This window comes from Staphylococcus sp. GDX8P80P (assembly GCF_017893095.1).
Classification (GTDB): Bacteria; Bacillota; Bacilli; order Staphylococcales; family Staphylococcaceae; genus Staphylococcus; species Staphylococcus borealis.
In genome coordinates, this window is record NZ_JAESMI010000017.1 from 87,060 (window position 1) to 106,645 (window position 19,586).

Sequence of the window (19,586 nt, forward strand, 5' to 3'; positions counted from 1 at the left end):
TGTAAGGGAGTTGTCTTATGGCTGAAGAAAAATTACAAAGAGGATTGAGTAATCGTCATGTGCAATTGATTGCTATTGGCGGCGCTATTGGTACTGGGTTATTCTTGGGAGCAGGACAAACCATAGCAATGACTGGTCCATCTATTCTATTAACTTATATTATTATAGGTTTCATGTTGTTCATGTTTATGAGAGGCTTAGGTGAGATTATTATTCAAAATACTCGCTTCAAATCTTTTGCCGACGTGACAAATGAATACATAGGACCGTTTGCTGGTTTCGTTACTGGTTGGACATATTGGTTATGTTGGATTATAACAGGTATGGCAGAAGTTACAGCGGTTGCTAAGTACGTTAGTTTCTGGTTCCCTGCAATTCCTAACTGGATCAGTGCATTATTTTGTGTACTTATATTAATGCTATTTAATTTACTAAGTGCTAAATTATTTGGCGAATTAGAATTCTGGTTCGCTATTATCAAAATCATAACAATTATTGCTTTAATTGTTGTAGGTTTAGTGATGATTTTAATTGCTTATAAAACACAATTTGGACATGCTAGTTTCACAAATTTATATAAACATGGCATATTTACTAATGGTGCATCTGGTTTCTTTATGTCATTCCAAATGGCGTTATTCTCATTCGTAGGTATTGAAATGATTGGTGTTACTGCCGGTGAAACTAAAGACCCAGAAAAAACAATTCCAAAAGCGATTAATGCTGTACCTTTGAGAATTTTAGTATTCTATGTGGGTGCATTAGCAGTTATCATGTCTATTATCCCTTGGGATAAAGTTGATCCTAATGAGAGTCCATTCGTTAGATTATTCTCTTTAATAGGTATTCCTTTCGCTGCTGGATTAATCAACTTTGTAGTACTTACTGCGGCAGCTTCATCTTGTAATAGTGGTATATTCTCAAATAGCCGTATGCTATTCGGATTATCTGAACAAGACCAAGCACCACCAATCTTTAGAAGTACAAATAAAAATGGTGTTCCTCATTTTGCTATCATTGGTTCATCAGCATTATTATTAGTTACAGCGTTATTAAACTATATTTTCCCTGACGCTACATTAGTGTTTACGTATGTAACTACTATTTCGACTGTATTATTTATTATCGTATGGGCATTAATTATTATTGCTTATATTAATTATCACAGAAAAAATCCAGAGTTACATAAAACTGTATCTTATAAACTTCCTGGTGGTAAATATATGGGTTATGCGATTTTAGTATTCTTCTTCTTAGTATTTTGTTTATTATTTGTAAATGAAACAACTAGAAATGCTATCTTCCTAACTCCTATATGGTTTGTACTATTAGGTTTAATGTACTTAAGATATAGACAAGTTGCAAAACGTACTAGATAGTTGAAACATTGATTAAGACCTAAAAAGGCCAGTAGATGAATTGATAATAATTCATCTACTGGCCTTTTATTGTTATAACTACTGTTAAAATTGTGTCTATGTCGGCTCGAAGCTCAATCTATAGTTTCTTTAATATTAGCTTCGAATTCATCCAATAGCGCACGTGCTTCATCAACAGACTCTGTACTCATTAATTGATGACGTAATTGGCTAGCACCTTTGATACCTTTTACGTAAATCTTGAAAAATCTTCGTAAACTTTTGAACTGTTGACTTTCATCATTACTATATTTTTCAAACAATGTTAAATGCAATCTAAATAGATCCAATAATTCTTTACTTGAGTGTTCACGAGGTTCTTTTTCAAAAGCAAAAGGATTATTAAAAATCCCTCTACCAATCATAACGCCATCTACACCATATTTGGTCGCAAGTTCTAGTCCAGTTTGTCTATCAGGAATGTCACCATTAATCGTTAGTAACGTATTTGGGGCAATCTCATCTCTTAACTCTTTAATCGCTTCAATTAATTCCCAATGAGCATCTACTTTACTCATCTCTTTACGCGTTCTGAGATGGATTGATAAGTTTGCAATTTCTTGTTCAAAAACATGCTTCAACCAATCTCTCCACTCATCGATATCGTAATATCCTAGACGTGTTTTTACACTTACTGGTAAGCCTCCTGCTTTTGTTGCTTGAATAATTGCTGCCGCAGTTTCTGGTCTTAGTATTAAACCAGACCCCTTTCCTTTCTTAGCCACATTAGCAACAGGACATCCCATATTTAAATCTATACCTTTAAATCCCATGTCCGCTAAACCAAAGCTCATCTCTCTAAATTGCTCTGGCTTATCTCCCCATATATGGGCTACCATTGGCTGTTCATCTTCACTAAAAGTCAACCTTCCACGTACACTATGGATACCTTCTGGATGACAAAAACTTTCAGTGTTAGTGAATTCAGTGAAAAAAACATCAGGTCTTGCTGCTTCACTCACAACATGACGAAAAACAATATCAGTTACATCCTCCATTGGTGCCAAAATAAAAAAAGGACGTGGTAATTCACTCCAAAAATTTTCTTTCATAATTATTAAACCTTCTTATATTAATATCTCTAATTTTATCCATGCTATATTACCATAAAAAATAAACTTATTCAAAATGTAGTTTTCTAAGTTACCTAAACTTCTAAGCAAAAACAGAACGGGAGTGGCACAGTGTTCACTGTCTCACTCCCGTATCGAAGACTAAAATATTGAAAAACATCTTTCACAAAAATATTCCAATTCTAGTCAACTACTGTGGTTTAGCAATGTAGCATAAATAATATATTTTATATTGTACACTTTAGCTAATCATAATGATTCTTTAAGCGTATTATACACTACGCAATTGTGCTTTTATCATCAAAGATTAAAGAACATTTGCATACCCTTCAAAGATTTTACCTTGGGCTGCATCGACGGTTACTAAGATACCATCTTTTAATTCTTTAGTCGCATTTTCAACACCAATAATTGTTGGAATGCCTTTTTCAAGACCAATAATTGCACTTGGTGAAGTGATACCATTTTCTTCTGTGATTAAGCCAACCGCTTGTTCAATGTAAGGTACTAATGTTTCATCTACAGAGTTTGTTACAATAATTGACTCACTTAAATCTACACCTTCTAAATCGTTTGCACTGTTTGCAACTATTGTTTTACCAACAACAGATCCACGACCTACACCTTGACCTTTAGCAATTTCATCGCCAACTAAATGTAATTTCATCATGTTAGTTGTACCTTTTTCACCAGTAGGTACACCAGCAGTGATAATGATTAAGTCACCATTTGTAACACGACCCGTTTCGACTGCTGTTGCAACTGCATTATTTAATAAGTCATCCGTAGTTTTACGTCCTTTTTTAATGACAGGATATGCACCCCAAACTAAAGCTAATTGACGCGCAGTATGTTCACTTGGTGTAACTGCAATAATATCTGAATGAGGACGATATTTTGAAATTGTTACAGCTGTAGAACCACTTTCAGTTGCCGCAACAATCGCTTTAACATTTAAGTTTAATGCAGTATGTGCAACTGATACACCAATAGCGTTAACTAATGAAGTTTCTACTAATTTAGTACGGTCTGATAATAATTTTTTGTAATCTTGAGCAGCTTCAGCAGAAACAGCAATATTTCTCATTGTTTTAACAGCTTCTTCAGGATATAAACCTGCAGCAGTTTCACCTGAAAGCATCACAGCGTCAGTACCATCATAGATCGCATTGGCAACGTCACTTGCTTCTGCTCTAGTTGCACGTGGATTACGTTGCATTGAATCTAACATTTGTGTTGCAGTAATAACTGGTTTACCTAATTTATTACATTTTCTAATTAAATCTTTTTGTACGATTGGTACTGATTCAGGTGGTATTTCAACACCCATATCACCACGAGCTACCATTAAACCGTCAGATACTTCTAATATTTCTTCGATATTATCAATACCTTCTTGGTTTTCAATTTTAGGGAAAATAGTAATGTTATGATTATTTTCTCTTTCTAAAATTTCACGAATATCTAAAACATCACTAGGACGACGAACAAAGCTTGCTGCGATATAATCAACATCTTCTTTGATACCAAATAAGATATCGTCAGCATCTTTATCAGTAATACCAGGTAAATTAACTTTTACGCCAGGTAAGTTAACACCTTTTTTATTTTTTAATTCACCAGTGTTTAAGATATCACATTTAACTTCGCCTTTAGTTTTATCGATGTCTTTAACTTGTAATTCAACTAAACCATCATCAAGTAAGATGTATGACCCTACTTGCACATCATTAATTAAGTCTTCATAAGTTACTGAGAATTTTTCAGGTGTACCTTCAACTTGTGACATACTTACGATTACTTCTTTGCCTTTTTCAAGCATAATTAAGCCGTCTTTCATGTCATGAGTACGAATTTCAGGTCCTTTTGTATCTAATAAGATACCAATTGTTTTACCTAATCTATCTGCTACTTTACGAATCGTATCAATACGTGCTTTATGTTCTTCATGACTACCATGAGAGAAGTTCAAACGCGCTACGTTCATACCAGCTTTCATTAATTTTTCTAACATTTCTTCAGACTCTGATGCAGGTCCAATTGTACATACAATTTTAGTCTTTCTCATTTTAAAAAGCCTCCTAAATTAAATAGATAACTCTTTCGCTAATTCATAAATATCTGTATTAAATTTATGGTCGTTGCCATTGAAGATTTCATCAAATGGTGTAGCAGTCAATTTATTATTCATGATACCAACACCTTGTCCAGAACGACCTTGCATTAATAGGTCAACAGCATAACCACCTAAACGTGATGCTAATACTCTATCGGCACCTGATGGGCTACCGCCACGTTGAATGTGACCTAATACAGATACACGTGCATCAACATTAATATATTTCATCAATTGATCCGCACATTCTTGACCACTCATACTTCCTTCAGCTACCATCACGATTGAGTGTTTCTTACCACGCTTGATACCACTTTCTATCTTTTCAGCGATATCTTTAATGTCTGTATTCGCTTCTGGAACTAATATTGTTTCAGCACCTACTGATAATCCAGCCCAAAGTGCTAAATCACCACAATCACGACCCATAACTTCAACAACAAATGTTCTTGCATGACTTGAAGCAGTATCTCTGATCTTATCAACACTATCAATAATCGTATTTAATGCTGTGTCAAATCCAATAGTGAAGTCAGTACCATTAATATCATTATCAATTGTACCTGGGATACCAATTGTCTTAATATCTTTAGTTTCTTCACTAATACGTTGGGCACCTCGGTAACTACCGTCTCCTCCGACAACTACGAGTCCTTCAATACCACGTTTGTGTAAATTCTCTATACCTTTTTGTCTTACACTTGCCTCTTTAAATTGAGGACATCTTGCAGAGTAAAGGAAAGTACCTCCACGTTGAATTGTATCCCCTACTGAACCCAATTCTAATTTATGAATATTATCATCTAGCAATCCTTGATAACCTTGATAAATTCCATAAACTTCAATGTTGTTATAAATCGCCTTACGTACAACTGCTCTTACAGCAGCATTCATGCCTGGTGAATCTCCACCACTAGTTAAAACCGCAATTTTCTTCATGACGACATTCCCTTTCCTAACTAGATTTCTCTTTAATAATAAATTACCACAATTTTTTTTAGTGTTCCATCAATATAGGTGTATAAAATTGATGTAAACGTTTTATAAAGAAAATTTATAATGATACAGAAAAAAGGTGGGACAAAATTCTATACGAATTTTTCGTCCCACCCGCTTAAGAATGACAAGAACATTATAGATTATATAAGTTCTTTCATTGCTCAGTGAATTGATGCAAATTGATATTTAAATTTGAAAGTTATTATAGTCATTAATTCCTTTATTAATTTTCAATAAATGAACCAATATTTCTAAATTTCGTAAATCTATTTTCAACGAGTTCATCACTACTTAATGATTGCAATTGTTCTAATTGATTAATGAAGGCCTTTTTAATTTCAACCGCTTGTTGCTCTACATTATTATGTGCACCACATAATGGTTCATCAATAACGCTGTCTATCACTTTTAAATGATATAAATCTTTTGCAGTGATTTTCATCGTTTCGGCAGCCATTTTAGCTAATGAACTATCTTTCCATAATAGTGCTGCGGCCCCTTCTGGAGAAATAACAGAATAAGTACTATTTTCAAGCATCATAATTCTATTTGCAATGCCAATGCCGAGTGCGCCACCACTACCACCTTCACCGATGACAATTGCTATAACAGGGACTTTTAATGAAGCCATCTCTACTAAATTTCTAGCAATAGATTCACTTTGTCCTCGCTCTTCAGCAGCTTTACCTGGATAGGCACCTTTAGTATCTATAAATGTGAAGATAGGTCTATTAAATTTCTCAGCTTGTTTCATTAATCTTAAGGCTTTACGATACCCCTCAGGATGAGCCATCCCAAAGTTACGATAAATATTATCCTTAGTATCTTTACCTCGTTGTTGGCCTATTACTGTGACAGGTGTTCCATTCAAATAGCCAATCCCACCTATCATCGCAGGGTCGTCTCTAAAATTACGGTCACCATGTAATTCAATAAACGAATCAAAGATATACGGGATATAATCTAACGTTGTAGGTCTTTCTTGAAGACGTGCAATTTGTACTCTATCCCAAGGCTTGAGATTGGTATATATTTTTTTAGTTTCTCTTTCAAGTGATGCCTCAAGTAAATCAATTTCATCCTGTAAATCGACATCATTTTTTTCTTGAGATTGTTTAAGTGATTCAATTTTATTTTTTATTTCAAAAAGTGGTTTTTCAAAATCAAGCATCTTTTTTCACCTCTTGGTGCATTTTTAATAACTGAGCAAGTGTATCTTTCATTTCTTTACGATGAACAACTTTATCTAATTGTCCATGTTCAAGTAGAAACTCTGCAGTTTGGAAATCATCTGGAAGTTTCTCATTTATAGTTTGTTCAATGACACGTCGACCAGCAAATCCTATTAATGCTTTTGGCTCACTTAAATTGATGTCACCAACAGAAGCAAAGCTTGCAGAAACACCACCAGTTGTTGGATGCGTTAGATATGAAATATAAAGTAATCCCGCATCTGAATGTCGTTTTAAGGAAACACTCGTTTTACCCATTTGCATTAACGAAATAATCCCCTCTTGCATTCTTGCACCACCACTTGCAGAAAATAAAATAAACGGTAGTCTATGTTCTGTAGCGTAATCTATAATTCGACATATTTTTTCACCAACAACGGACCCCATACTTCCCATTCTAAATCTAGCATCCATAACTGCAACACCAAATTCAATACCCTCTAATTTGGCAGTACCAGTCACAACAGCCTCACTTAAATCTGTTTTTTGTTGATCTTTTTCAATTTTCTCTTGGTAACCAGGGAAGTCTAATGGATTTGCTGATGTCATACCTTTATCGAATTCAACGAAACTATTCTCATCAGTAATTGCTTCAATTCTCTTGTAAGCAGGCAATGCAATATGATGATCACAGTTAAAGCATACATTCAGATTTTCATTTAATTCTTTTGTATACATTATTTTTTTACATTTAGGACATTTTGTCATAATGCCTGCTGGTACTTCATTTTGTTTTGAGTCTTGGACTGTTAAATATTTTCGCTTTTTACTACTGCGATTAAAAAAGTCTTTAAACATTCGTAAACCTCCACCTAACCATACAACATTAATTGTTTACATTCTGAAATAATAATATCGAACATAAAAGATGAGCGAGACATTATGGATACGTTATATCATAATGTCTCAATTATACATGTCTATGTTTCTATATAAAAATCGTTGCCCTTCTAGGTTATTTCAAATCTGTTAATTGCATTGTTTTATCATAAACCGCTTGTGGATCAACCTCTATTCTTGCTACACCAGTTTCCATTGCCGCTTTAGCGACTTCTCGTGCAACTGAAGGTGCCACTCTTTTATCGAAAGGCCCAGGAATACAATAATCTGGGTTGAGTTCATCAGCTTCTATTAAATTCGCAATTGCTTCAACTGCTGCTTTTTTCATATCTTCATTGATATGTGTTGATTCAGTATCTAAGGCGCCTCTAAAAATACCCGGGAATGCTAATACATTATTAATCTGATTTGGGAAATCTGAGCGCCCTGTACCTACAACTTTAGCACCCGCTTCTTTTGCATCATTTGGTTTGATTTCTGGATCAGGGTTGGCCATTGCAAATATAATTGCGTCATCAGCCATTGATTTAACCATGTCTTTAGATAGTAAGTTGGCAACTGAAACACCTATAAATACATCAGCATCTTTGATTACATCTTTTAATGATCCTTCAACCTTATCTTTGTTAGTGAATTTAGCAACATAATCTTTAGTATCATTCATACCATACGAACGTCCTTCAAAAATGGCACCTCTTGAATCGCACATAATCATGTTTCTAACACCATAAGAATCTAACAATTTAACTATTGCAATGCCTGCTGCACCTGCGCCATTTAACACAACTTTGATATCGGATAAGTCTTTATCTACAATTCTTAACGCATTGATTAAACCTGCCATCGTCACAATTGCTGTACCATGTTGATCATCATGAAATACTGGAATGTTTGTTTCTTTTTTAAGACGATCCTCTATTTCAAAACATCTAGGTGCTGAAATATCTTCTAAATTGATACCGCCGTAGTTTGGTGAAATTAATTTTACAGTTCTAATAATTTCTTCAGGGTCTTTCGTATCTAAAGCGATAGGTACACCGTTAATTCCGGCAAAGCTTTTAAATAGAACAGCTTTACCTTCCATAACTGGAATACTCGCTGATGCGCCTATATTACCTAAACCTAGTACCGCGGTACCATCAGTAACAACCGCTACGGTATTTCTTTTAATTGTGTAATTGTATACCGTTCTTGGATCTTCATGGATTTCTTTACATGGCTCTGCTACACCTGGTGAGTAGGCTAAACTTAACTCTTCTTTATTAGTAACTTTAATATTAGGTGTTATTTCCAACTTACCTTGGTTTTCTTTGTGCATTTGTAATGCATCATCTCTTAAAGACATTAAATCAACCCCTATTTATTTGCTAATATACCGACAATTTAATCAGTATAATGAATTTATATACGCTTTATTTAAAATTTTTTAACAAAAAATAAACTGATGACTTTATTTTATAAATCATCAGTTTACTATATCATAATTTTTTTAGACATAAAAGTTATAAAATTCTTATATCACTCGGTTCAAACCCTTTAATAATGTTTGTAATCGTATCTGGTGTTTTAGTCAAACTTCCTAAATAATCAAGTTCACCAGTCTTTTCGTTATATATATTGACATTAATCATTTGGCTATTAGGTTCTGCATTGAGTTGCTGTTTTATAGCTTCTATGTGTTGAATGTTTCTTAAAACTATCTGTGTGGCTTCTTTAATTTTTGTTGATTCAAAATGCTCAACAGAATCTATTTGATTTATAATGAGTTGCAATTGTTGGTTCCTCTTCTCAAATTTCCCCCACACAATATACATTTTCTTCTCGTTTAATTGTGTTTCATAACGTTTGAATTTATCCGGAAACAGAACTGCATCCATAACATGACGGCCATCATTTAGAACTAAAAACGCCATATTTTGACCATTTTTTGTTCTTATCTGTTTAATTTGATCCACTTGAATTAATATCGGTTTGTGATTTAGGACATTACCTAGTGTATAGATTCCTAAATATTGCTTTTGCTTGAAATGCTTTTCAACTGGATGATTTGAGATATAAAAACCTAGATATTCCATTTCATAATTACTAATCATTTGATCACTAAATTCTTCTTTGTCAGTGTAAGATTGCTTTGGTGTTAACATGTCTAACAATAAATTATTTTGTTCTACATCTGATACTTCATCTAACACTTGATCAATGGCACCTACTAATGTTGCACGTGTTTTTCCAAATGAATCAAAAGCACCTACTAGTATTAATGATTCAAGTAATCTTTTAGTTTTAATGCGATTCGGTATGCGTCTAGCAAAGTCAAAGAAATCTTTATATTTACCATTTTCATATCTTTCATCTACAATTGATTTCACGCTTTGATAACCAACACCTTTAATGGCACCTAAAGATAGATAAATATTGGATTGAGTAGCCTTATAATACCAATGACTTTCATTAATATTAGGTGGTAAAATTTTTAATTGTTGATTTTTAGCTTCGTCAATGATAGCAGCGGTTTTGGCTTCATTTCCAACCACATTACTTAAGATATTTGCATAAAAATAATTAGGATAATGTACTTTTAAATATGCCATAATATAAGCAATTTTAGAATAGCTTACTGCATGCGCTCTAGGGAACCCATAGTCAGCAAATTTAAGTATTAAGTCAAAGATTTGTTTACTTATTGTTTTATCATAATTATTTTTCATCGCACCTTCGATAAAGTGTTGTCTTTCACTTTCTAAGACAGCTCTATTTTTTTTGCTCATTGCACGGCGTAATATATCTGCCTGACCATAACTAAAACTCGCAAACTTACTTGCTATTTGCATAATTTGTTCTTGATAGATGATAACGCCATACGTATTTTTAAGTATAGGAGCTAAATCAGGATGTAAATAGTTAATTTCACTTTCGTTATGTCTTCGTGAAATATATGTAGGAATTTCTTCCATAGGTCCTGGTCGATAAAGCGAGGTAACTGCAACGATATCTTCAAAATGCTCAGGTTGTAATCTTTTCAAAACTTTTCTTACGCCATCTGATTCAAGTTGGAAAATACCAGTTGTATCGCCTCTAGACAACAGTTTAAACACATCGTCATCATCAAATGGTATAGATTCAATCTCAATAGAGATGTTTAAATCTTTTTTCACTTGAGTCACAATTTGATGAATAATGGATAAATTTCTCAATCCTAAAAAGTCAATTTTAAGTAAACCAATGCGCTCCGCTTCTGTCATCGTCCATTGCGTTAGTAAACCCGTGTCTCCTAATGTCAACGGTGCATAGTCATATAATGGTTGATCATTAATAATAATACCTGCTGCATGCGTAGAAGTATGTCTAGGTAATCCTTCTAATTTTTTACTCAATTCAAACCATTTCTCATGTCTATGATTTCTATGTACAAACTGTTTAAATCGCTCATCTTCATACGCCTTGTCTAATGTTATTCCAAGTTGATGAGGGATTAATTTAGAAATCTCATTTAATGTCGTATCATCAAAGCCAATAATACGACCCACATCTCTTGCAACTGCTCTAGCTAATAGATGCCCAAAAGTTACGATACCTGAGACACGATGGTGTCCATATTTGTCTTGTACATATTGTATGACCTTGTCCCTTCTTGTATCTTCAAAATCGATATCAATATCTGGCATTGTCACACGTTCTGGGTTTAGAAAGCGCTCAAAAAGTAGGTTGAATTTAATAGGATCGATGGTTGTGATACCTAGCAAATAGCTTACTAGAGATCCCGCTGAAGAACCACGTCCAGGTCCAACCATTACATCATGTGTTTTAGCATAATGAATTAAATCACTTACAATCAAGAAGTAGTCTTCAAAGCCCATTTCCGTAATAACCTGATATTCATGATTCAACCTTTGTATATAACGTTCATCTTGATGTAATCCAAACTTCTGTAAACGCGATTGTAATTGAGACCATAAATACTGTTTAGAGGAATCACCTGATGGCGCATCAAATTTAGGTAGTAAATTTTGATGATATTCTATATTGGCATTACACATATTGGCCAATTCGAGTGTATTATCCCACACTTCTGTCGATACATTTAATGACGCTATCTCATTTTGATTCGGAAAATGTTCTCCCATGCTTTCAGTTTCATGAACTAAATCCAATTTAGTGTTGTTTTTAATTGCCTCAAGCGCAGGTATAGTTTCTACATCTTCTTCATTCAAATAACGCGTATTTTCAAGCCAAACTATTTTTAATTGGTTATAAAAAGTTATATCACTTGAATGATTAATATATACATAGTCGTGATCACTGAAATGATCAATAATGGCATAATGTGATTGATCTGCTTGTTTAAAAATAATTGCCAAATTGCTTGCATAACGTTTTAACCAATCAATAGAGATGACATCTTTTTGTTTCATCTTTATTGCAGAAGAGAGTTGGTACAGTGACTTTAGGCCATCATTATTCATCGCCAAAATCACAGTTTCTATTGTATATAAACCATCCGTTACGTGTGCGGTCATTCCAAAAATTGGTTTAATATTGGCTTTTATACAAGCATCATAAAATTTAGGGAAGCCATATAAAACATTAGTGTCAGTAATTGCTAACGAATCATAGTGATTATGTTGTGCTTTTTTGACTACATCATTAATTCTTAAACTAGAATTCAATAAATCGTAGGTTGTATGAAGATTTAAGTGTGCAACCATTGATGACTTCCTTTCTAAATTTTATAATTTTTGGCGTAATGCTTGCGCTAAGTCTTCAAATTCGTCCCAACTGTATACAGATACACCTGACGCATTAGGGTGTCCTCCACCACCAAATTGATTAGCGATATCATTAATAGTAATCCCTTTTGAGCGAATGCGGCATCTAATTTGATCCCCTTCGTCTACACCAAACATCCATATTTTCAAACCGCTAATATCTGCTACAGTATTTACAAATTGAGATGCTTCGTTGGGTTGGATATTAAATTGTTTTAATATATCATTTGTAATTCGAATTTGACAATATTCATGTGACTCTGAAAGCTCAAAATGCTGCAAAATATATCCTTGAAACGGCATTAATTTAGGATCTTTTTCTGACATCTTATTTAACTCAGCATTATGATTAAATGGAAATGCTAATAATTGACTAGCGACTTCCATCGTATGCGTCGATGTATTACTGAATAAGAAACGTCCAGTATCACCCACTATACCTAGGTATAATACACGTGCGACATGTTCATCGATAATGCTAAGATCATTAAAATGAGTAATAAAATCAAATATAATTTCACTTGTTGATGATGCTTCAGTATTAACATAATTGATTTCCCCATATTGATCGATTGCCGGATGATGATCGATTTTAATTAATGCTTGTCCGTTGCCGTATCTTTGGTCATCAATACGAGGCGCATTAGCTGTATCACAGACAATGACTAGTGCATCGTTATATACATTATCTTCAACTGTATCTAACTCTCCTATAAATGATAAAGATGGCTCTCCTTCACCAGTTGCGTATATATTTTTTTCAGGAAACTTACGTTCAAGATATAACTTCAATCCAAGTTGAGAACCGTAAGCATCTGGATCGGGTCTTACGTGTCTATGAATAATAATTGTATTCGCTTCTTTTATTTTGTTCATAATCTCATTAAAAATTTCTACCATTGTAAAATCTCCTTTTAAAAATATTTCTTTTAAAATTAATTATTTTGCATATCTTCGAACATCTGACAAATAATCATTGCATTCGCTACTTTATCATTACCGCTTAACATCGTGACTTCTAATTTAGCAAAATTACGTCCAACATCAAGCATATCGTATTCTACGCTTATAGATGCTTCGATAGGCACTGTTTTAATATAAATAATGTTTAAACTTTCAATCATTACATCGACTTTTTTATATTTACGTAATTGGTGTTTAATTGTCTCTTCAATAATTGCAACGAAGACGGCTTTACTGAGTGTACCGTACTGATTAGTCAATAATGGAGATACTTCCACTGAAATAGCATTTTGGGCAATTGTGATATGTTTTGCTATCTGATCATTAATGGTCTCACCTATTTGAGGTTGTCTGCCAATCAGTTGCATTGCTTTCAAAACATCATCTCTCGTAATGACACCTATCGCTTTTTTATTTTGTGTTACTGGCAATATTTCAATACCTTCCCAAATCATAATATGTGCACAACTCGCTACTGTTGTGTTTAATTCCACATTGATGGGACGTTTAGTCATCACCTTAGCAATCGTATCATTGGCATTCATTTGAATAACTTCTTTACTCGTAACGATACCAACTAATCTCCAATCCTTATCTACAACAGGAAATCTTGAATGTCCAGTTACTTTTGCACGTGATTTGTAATCTTTTATTCCCATCTCATCAAAAACAACTGTCATATCATTAATCGGCTTTACGATATCTTCTACGATTAGAATTTCTTTTCGAATCATTTGGTTATACATCGCTCTATTAATAATATTTGCTACTAGAAATGTATCATAATTTGAAGATAGGATTGGTAAATCATGTTTATTGGCATAATCAATAATCTTTTGAGTGGTTTTAAAACCACCTGTAATCAGAACGCCACTCCCTCTTTTTAAAGCTTCTAATTGAACATCTGGTCTATTCCCAACAATTAAAAGTGTATGATGACTTAAATACTTAACGACATCTTTAAGTTCCATAGCACCAATCGCAAATTTAGAAACACTTTTCGATAATCCATTTTTACCACCAATAACATCGCCATCAATTATTTTTAATATTTCTTTGAACGTTAAATTTTCAATTTCTTCTCGGTTCTTTTTATCAATACGTACTGTACCAACTCTATCTATGGTAGTTACTAATCCGAGTTGACCCGCATCTTTAATAGCTCTATATGCTGTCCCCTCAGATACTTTCATTACTTTGGCAACTTTCCTGACAGAAATTTTTTGGCCAACATTTAATGATTCTATGTATGCTATGATTTGTTCATGTTTAGTCATTGAAATACCTCTTTATAATGTACAGTGTTTTATCTATTATAACTTTTTAATCCAAAAAAATCGATTTACAAAATGTAAATTCATCCGTCTTAAATAAGCATAATGAGTTTGATTTTTTATTAAATATTAAATCAAGTTATGTAAATTAAATATTTAATTATTTTAATTATATACATTGGTAAAATTAAAATATTTTATATATAATTGAATGTGAGGAGGGATGACCTATGTATAAAAATATTTTATTAGGTGTAGATACTCAATTAAAAAATGAGAAAGCGTTAAAAGAAGTATCAAAATTGGCAGGTCCAGATACTGTAGTAACTATTTTAAATGCGATTGGTGAGCAAGATGCCCAAGCATCAATTAAAGCTGGTACACACATTAATGAATTGACTGAGAAACGTAGTCGATTATTAGAAAAAACACGTACTACTTTAGAAGATTATGGCATTGATTACTATCAAATCATTGTACGTGGAAACCCTAAAGATGAATTAGTAAAACACGCAAATAGCGGTAAATACGAAATTGTTGTATTGAGTAACCGTAAAGCTGAATCACAGAAAAAATTCGTACTAGGAAGCGTAAGTCACAAAGTAGCAAAACGTGCTACCATCCCTGTATTAATTGTAAAATAGTTAGTAAACTGTTTGAAATAAAAATTAAATTACTAGGGAGCGGGACAGAAATAATAAAATTTGTTGTCCTCCCCATCTGGCTTTGTTTGTAGAATTTCTTAGTGAAGTTCTCTTCGCCGGGGTCTTACCGTTAAGGAGGGCTAGATTTGAAAAAGCTTGATTTAAGTCTATTTTCAAATCAGTCACCTACTGCCAAAATGATAATGAGGCTGAGACATATGACTATGTCCCAGCCTCTTTTATTCGTATTATGAAATAATTTATAAGTTCATTTACGATTAAATTAGAAAGTGACTGATTCACCAGGTTCTAATATTTGTACCTCACCTTCATGAACTGCATCTTTAAATTGCTGAGGATCTTGTTCAATTAAAGGGAATGTATTGTAATGTACAGGAACAGAGATTTTGGGTTTTACAAATTCATTGATGGCATAGCTCGCATCATCAATACCCATTGTAAAATTATCGCCAATCGGAACAAAGCAAACATCAACTGGGTGTCTATCAGCGATTAATTTCATATCACTAAATAATCCTGTATCACCCATGTGATAAATTGTTTTACCTTCTACTTCTAGAATGAGTCCCATAGGCATTCCTAAATATACCGGTATACCATTTTCATGCGTAAAGCTAGAACTATGGAAAGCTTGTACGTATTTCACACTACCAAAATCAAATGTTGCTTTCCCACCAATATTCATGCCATGCACGTCTTCTACACCATAATAAGTGCTTAAATACCCTTGTAACTCAGCAGAGCCTATTACAGTTGCGTGATTACGATTTGCTAATTCTACTACATCCCCAAAGTGATCAGCATGACCATGCGTCAAGATGATGTAATCTACATCTAAGGTATGTTCATCTAAATCACATTTGTCATTACCTGAAATAAATGGATCTACAATTACTTTTTTACCATTACCTTCAAAATAAATCGTTGATTGACCATGAAAAGAAAGTTTCATAATTATAGCCTCCTATAGCTTGATTAATTATATTATACCCTAGCTATAAAAACTTATAACATAAACTGGAAATAAACCATTACTTTATTAAATCATTTTGAATTATCATTCAATTAGACGTAAAATTAAACTAAATACTTAATGGAGATGATTAGATGAGTAAAATTGAAACAATAATTGAACAATTAAACCAAGCGAAAGCTGATGCGGCATGGATAACAACGCCACTGAATGTATTCTACTTCACTGGATATAGAAGTGAACCTCATGAGAGATTATTCGCTCTTTTAATTACTTCAGATGGAAGCCAAACGTTATATTGTCCTAAGATGGAAGTTGAAGAAGTGAAACGTTCTTCGTTTGATGGAAAAATCATTGGTTATTTAGACACTGAGAATCCATTTGAAATTGAACCACGCTCATTTAATAAATTATTAATTGAAAGCGAACATTTAACTGTCAAACGTCAACGTGAATTAACTCAGAACTTTGGCGTACAACACTATGGTGATATTGATCAAACAATCAAAGATTTACGTAACATTAAAAATGATTCAGAAATCGAAAATATTCGTGAAGCTGCAAAACTAGCTGATAAGTGTATTGAAATCGGAACAGCATTCTTAAAAGTTGGTGTAACAGAGCGAGAAGTCGTTAATCACATTGAAAATGAAATCAAAAAATATGGTGTGAGTGAAATGAGTTTCGACACAATGGTACTATTTGGTGATCACGCTGCTTCACCTCATGGAACACCAGGTGACCGAAAATTAGTCAATGATGAATATGTATTATTTGATTTAGGTGTAATATACAATCACTATTGCAGTGATATGACACGCACAGTTAAATTTGGTACCCCTTCTGAAGAAGCACAAACCATTTATAAAATTGTTTTAGAAGCGGAAACAAGCGCTATAAAAGCCATAAAAGCAGGTGTACCTTTACAAGATATCAATCAAATTGCTAGAGATATCATCAGTAACGCTGGATATGGTGAGTATTTCCCACATCGATTAGGCCACGGTCTTGGCTTAGAAGAACATGAATACCAAGATGTTTCAAGTAGCAATACGAATTTACTTGAAGCTGGAATGGTTATTACGATTGAACCAGGAATTTACGTACCGAATGTTGCAGGCGTTCGTATAGAGGATGATATATTAGTCACTGAAGATGGTTATGAAATTCTGACACATTACGATAAATAAAATTTAAAAAATCCAGTTGTACTTATAGACTATGATAATCTATAAACAACTGGATTATTTTTATTACAATCGTTTATTAATCTTCTTTAAGTGCTTCTTCGATAGAAGTATATTCTAAACCAAAGGCTTCAGCTACACCTTTGTGTGTAACATGTCCTTTGTAAGTATTTAAACCTAATGATAACGCATGGTTAGCTTTAAATGCTTCACGGAAGCCTTTACTTGCTAATAATTGCGCATATGGTAATGTTGCATTATTTAATGCGATTGTAGACGTACGTGGTACTGCACCTGGCATATTGGCAACAGCATAGTGAACAACACCATGTTTGACATATGTTGGATCATCATGTGTTGTGATTTTGTCAGTCGTTTCAAAAATACCACCTTGGTCAATAGCAATGTCAACGATAACTGAACCATCTTTCATTTGTTTAATCATATCTTCAGTTACCAAGTTAGGTGCTTTGGCACCAGGAATTAATACGGCACCGATAACTAAATCACTTTCTTTAACAGCATTTTCGATATTTAATGGGTTAGACATGATTGTGTTCACACGGCCATCAAATAAATCATCTAATTCAGCTAAACGTTTAGGATTAACATCTAAAATAGTAACATTGGCACCTAAACCTAATGCGATTTTCGCTGCATTTGTACCAGCTTGACCGCCACCGATAATAGTTACTTTACCTTTTGGTACCCCAGGTACACCGGCAAGTAAAATACCCATTCCACCGTTAAATTTTTGTAGGAATTGTGATCCAACTTGTGCAGACATACGTCCTGCAACTTCACTCATTGGTGTTAATAATGGTAATGAACGGTCAGGTAATTGAACCGTTTCATAGGCAATACCTACGACTTTATTGTCAACTAACGCTTGAGTTAATTTTTCTTCATTAGCAAGATGTAAGTATGTAAATAAGATTAAGTCTTCTTTGAAATATTTATACTCTTCTTCTAATGGTTCTTTAACTTTGATAACCATTTCTACATCCCATACAGATGATTGTTCAGATACAATTTCAGCACCTGCATCTTTGTAGTCTTTATCTTCAAAGAATGAACCTAACCCAGCATCTTTCTCAACAAGTACAGTATGACCTTGTTCTACTAATGCATGTACACCACTTGGTGATAAACCAACTCTATTTTCGTTATTTTTTATCTCTTTTGGAATACCAATTTTCATTCCATCCACCTCCATCACTATCGTAACGCTAAACCAATGAAAGCGCAATCAGAAAAAGTACACATTATTGTTAAAATATAAAGAATAAATATTCTGAAATTTGTGGTAAAATATAAGTAAGAAAAGCTAAGGGGGTAATTAAGATGTTAACATACAAAAACATTTTAATCGCAGTTGATGGTTCACACGAAGCTGAGTGGGCTTTCAATAAAGCAGTAGACGTAGCTAAACGTAATGACGCTAAATTAACTATAGTGAACATTATCGATTCAAGAACATATTCTTCTTATGAAGTATATGATGCACAATTCACTGAGAAATCTAAAAGTTTCTCTGAAGAATTATTGAAAGGTTACCAAGAAGTAGCAACACGCGCAGGCGTAACTAATGTCGAAACTCGATTAGAATTTGGTTCTCCAAAAGCTATCATCCCTAAGAAATTAGCAAGTGAATTAGGTGCCGATTTAATTATGTGTGGTACTTCAGGCTTAAACGCAGTAGAACGATTTATCGTAGGTTCTGTATCAGAGGCTATTGTTCGTCATGCACCATGTGATGTATTAGTTGTACGTACAGAAGAAATTCCTGAAGATTTCCAACCTGAAGTTGCAACACCTGAATTTAGACAACAATATTCATAAGATTAAAGCACAATCGATGTAATCATGAATGGGATAGAGTTTAATGCTCTATCCTATTTTTTTATCACCAATACAACATTAGTCCCTCTTAAAATCTTCTTGGAGTCCTAAAATAATATTACTACTGTCATATCATACAACTAAACCGTAGGAAGTCGGTGGTATTACTTGAGCATATTCATACTCATTTTAAACAATGATTCGAATTTGTAATAATAAAAAGGTTCTACGCAAACAT

General features: G+C 33.6%; 15 protein-coding genes. 4 read left to right on the forward strand and 11 right to left on the reverse strand.

Features of this window, described 5'->3' with window-relative positions:
* Nucleotides 1–17 precede the first annotated feature (17 nt).
* On the forward strand, nt 18–1,379 hold the full coding sequence (locus tag KA858_RS02345) for an amino acid permease (protein ID WP_107629763.1): 1,362 nt from the start codon (nt 18–20) through the stop codon (nt 1,377–1,379).
* A gap of 113 nt (nt 1,380–1,492) precedes the next feature.
* On the opposite strand, the gene KA858_RS02350 is transcribed toward KA858_RS02345, so the two are convergent.
* The 9 genes from KA858_RS02350 to KA858_RS02390 all read right to left on the reverse strand — a co-directional run bounded on the left by KA858_RS02350 (nt 1,493) and on the right by KA858_RS02390 (nt 14,684).
* Nucleotides 1,493–2,470, reverse strand: coding sequence for a tRNA dihydrouridine synthase (locus tag KA858_RS02350; protein ID WP_210134910.1), 978 nt, complete (start codon nt 2,468–2,470; stop codon nt 1,493–1,495).
* Between the two features lie 328 nt (nt 2,471–2,798).
* Nucleotides 2,799–4,559, reverse strand: a complete 1,761-nt coding sequence (pyk, locus tag KA858_RS02355; RefSeq protein ID WP_053029611.1) for a pyruvate kinase — start codon at nt 4,557–4,559, stop codon at nt 2,799–2,801.
* 18 nt (nt 4,560–4,577) lie between these two features.
* The gene (gene pfkA, locus KA858_RS02360) at nt 4,578–5,546 is read right to left on the reverse strand and encodes a 6-phosphofructokinase (RefSeq protein ID WP_053029612.1); all 969 of its coding nucleotides are present in this window, start codon (nt 5,544–5,546) and stop codon (nt 4,578–4,580) included.
* A gap of 283 nt (nt 5,547–5,829) precedes the next feature.
* Complete coding sequence (locus tag KA858_RS02365) at nt 5,830–6,777, reverse strand: acetyl-CoA carboxylase carboxyltransferase subunit alpha (RefSeq protein ID WP_210134911.1); 948 nt, start codon at nt 6,775–6,777, stop codon at nt 5,830–5,832.
* Nucleotides 6,770–7,636, reverse strand: coding sequence for an acetyl-CoA carboxylase, carboxyltransferase subunit beta (gene accD / locus KA858_RS02370; RefSeq protein WP_075108959.1), 867 nt, complete (start codon nt 7,634–7,636; stop codon nt 6,770–6,772). The genes KA858_RS02365 and accD overlap by 8 nt, the downstream gene beginning before the upstream one ends.
* 157 nt (nt 7,637–7,793) lie before the next feature.
* Nucleotides 7,794–9,023 (reverse strand): NADP-dependent malic enzyme, encoded by a 1,230-nt coding sequence (gene ystJ / locus KA858_RS02375; RefSeq protein WP_210134912.1) that lies wholly within the window; start codon nt 9,021–9,023, stop codon nt 7,794–7,796.
* Between the two features lie 157 nt (nt 9,024–9,180).
* A complete protein-coding gene (locus tag KA858_RS02380) occupies nt 9,181–12,384 on the reverse strand; it encodes a DNA polymerase III subunit alpha (RefSeq protein ID WP_210134913.1) in 3,204 nt (1,067 codons plus the stop codon).
* Between the two features lie 21 nt (nt 12,385–12,405).
* Complete coding sequence (locus KA858_RS02385; protein ID WP_210134914.1) at nt 12,406–13,344, reverse strand: DHH family phosphoesterase; 939 nt, start codon at nt 13,342–13,344, stop codon at nt 12,406–12,408.
* Between the two features lie 35 nt (nt 13,345–13,379).
* Entirely contained in the window at nt 13,380–14,684 is a 1,305-nt protein-coding gene (locus KA858_RS02390) for a DRTGG domain-containing protein (protein ID WP_210134915.1), read from the reverse strand.
* 227 nt (nt 14,685–14,911) lie between these two features.
* Here KA858_RS02390 and KA858_RS02395 point away from each other — a divergent pair, with 227 nt between their 5' ends.
* Nucleotides 14,912–15,325 carry a universal stress protein gene (locus KA858_RS02395; protein ID WP_210134916.1) on the forward strand — a complete coding sequence of 138 codons (414 nt, stop codon included), beginning with the start codon at nt 14,912–14,914 and terminating at the stop codon, nt 15,323–15,325.
* Between the two features lie 283 nt (nt 15,326–15,608).
* Here the strand turns inward: KA858_RS02395 and KA858_RS02400 are convergent, their stop codons facing one another.
* A complete protein-coding gene (locus KA858_RS02400) occupies nt 15,609–16,298 on the reverse strand; it encodes a metal-dependent hydrolase (RefSeq protein ID WP_210134917.1) in 690 nt (229 codons plus the stop codon).
* 155 nt (nt 16,299–16,453) lie between these two features.
* Between KA858_RS02400 and KA858_RS02405 the strand changes: the two genes are divergently transcribed.
* Nucleotides 16,454–17,509, forward strand: coding sequence for a M24 family metallopeptidase (locus KA858_RS02405; protein WP_210134918.1), 1,056 nt, complete (start codon nt 16,454–16,456; stop codon nt 17,507–17,509).
* A gap of 76 nt (nt 17,510–17,585) precedes the next feature.
* Here KA858_RS02405 and ald read toward each other — a convergent pair whose 3' ends face one another.
* Entirely contained in the window at nt 17,586–18,707 is a 1,122-nt protein-coding gene (ald, locus tag KA858_RS02410) for an alanine dehydrogenase (protein ID WP_053029622.1), read from the reverse strand.
* Between the two features lie 143 nt (nt 18,708–18,850).
* Here ald and KA858_RS02415 point away from each other — a divergent pair, with 143 nt between their 5' ends.
* Nucleotides 18,851–19,348 carry a universal stress protein gene (locus KA858_RS02415; RefSeq protein ID WP_053029623.1) on the forward strand — a complete coding sequence of 166 codons (498 nt, stop codon included), beginning with the start codon at nt 18,851–18,853 and terminating at the stop codon, nt 19,346–19,348.
* Nucleotides 19,349–19,586: the final 238 nt, after the last annotated feature.

Excerpts from the sequence above, each read along its gene's own strand:
- KA858_RS02345 (WP_107629763.1), top strand. The coding sequence starts at position 18 with ATGGCTGAAGAAAAATTACAAAGAGGATTGAGTAATCGTCATGTGCAA.
- KA858_RS02350 (WP_210134910.1), bottom strand. The coding sequence starts at position 2,470 with ATGAAAGAAAATTTTTGGAGTGAATTACCACGTCCTTTTTTTATTTTG.
- pyk (WP_053029611.1), bottom strand. The coding sequence starts at position 4,559 with ATGAGAAAGACTAAAATTGTATGTACAATTGGACCTGCATCAGAGTCT.
- pfkA (WP_053029612.1), bottom strand. The coding sequence starts at position 5,546 with ATGAAGAAAATTGCGGTTTTAACTAGTGGTGGAGATTCACCAGGCATG.
- KA858_RS02365 (WP_210134911.1), bottom strand. The coding sequence starts at position 6,777 with ATGCTTGATTTTGAAAAACCACTTTTTGAAATAAAAAATAAAATTGAA.
- accD (WP_075108959.1), bottom strand. The coding sequence starts at position 7,636 with ATGTTTAAAGACTTTTTTAATCGCAGTAGTAAAAAGCGAAAATATTTA.
- ystJ (WP_210134912.1), bottom strand. The coding sequence starts at position 9,023 with ATGTCTTTAAGAGATGATGCATTACAAATGCACAAAGAAAACCAAGGT.
- KA858_RS02380 (WP_210134913.1), bottom strand. The coding sequence starts at position 12,384 with ATGGTTGCACACTTAAATCTTCATACAACCTACGATTTATTGAATTCT.
- KA858_RS02385 (WP_210134914.1), bottom strand. The coding sequence starts at position 13,344 with ATGGTAGAAATTTTTAATGAGATTATGAACAAAATAAAAGAAGCGAAT.
- KA858_RS02390 (WP_210134915.1), bottom strand. The coding sequence starts at position 14,684 with ATGACTAAACATGAACAAATCATAGCATACATAGAATCATTAAATGTT.
- KA858_RS02395 (WP_210134916.1), top strand. The coding sequence starts at position 14,912 with ATGTATAAAAATATTTTATTAGGTGTAGATACTCAATTAAAAAATGAG.
- KA858_RS02400 (WP_210134917.1), bottom strand. The coding sequence starts at position 16,298 with ATGAAACTTTCTTTTCATGGTCAATCAACGATTTATTTTGAAGGTAAT.
- KA858_RS02405 (WP_210134918.1), top strand. The coding sequence starts at position 16,454 with ATGAGTAAAATTGAAACAATAATTGAACAATTAAACCAAGCGAAAGCT.
- ald (WP_053029622.1), bottom strand. The coding sequence starts at position 18,707 with ATGAAAATTGGTATTCCAAAAGAGATAAAAAATAACGAAAATAGAGTT.
- KA858_RS02415 (WP_053029623.1), top strand. The coding sequence starts at position 18,851 with ATGTTAACATACAAAAACATTTTAATCGCAGTTGATGGTTCACACGAA.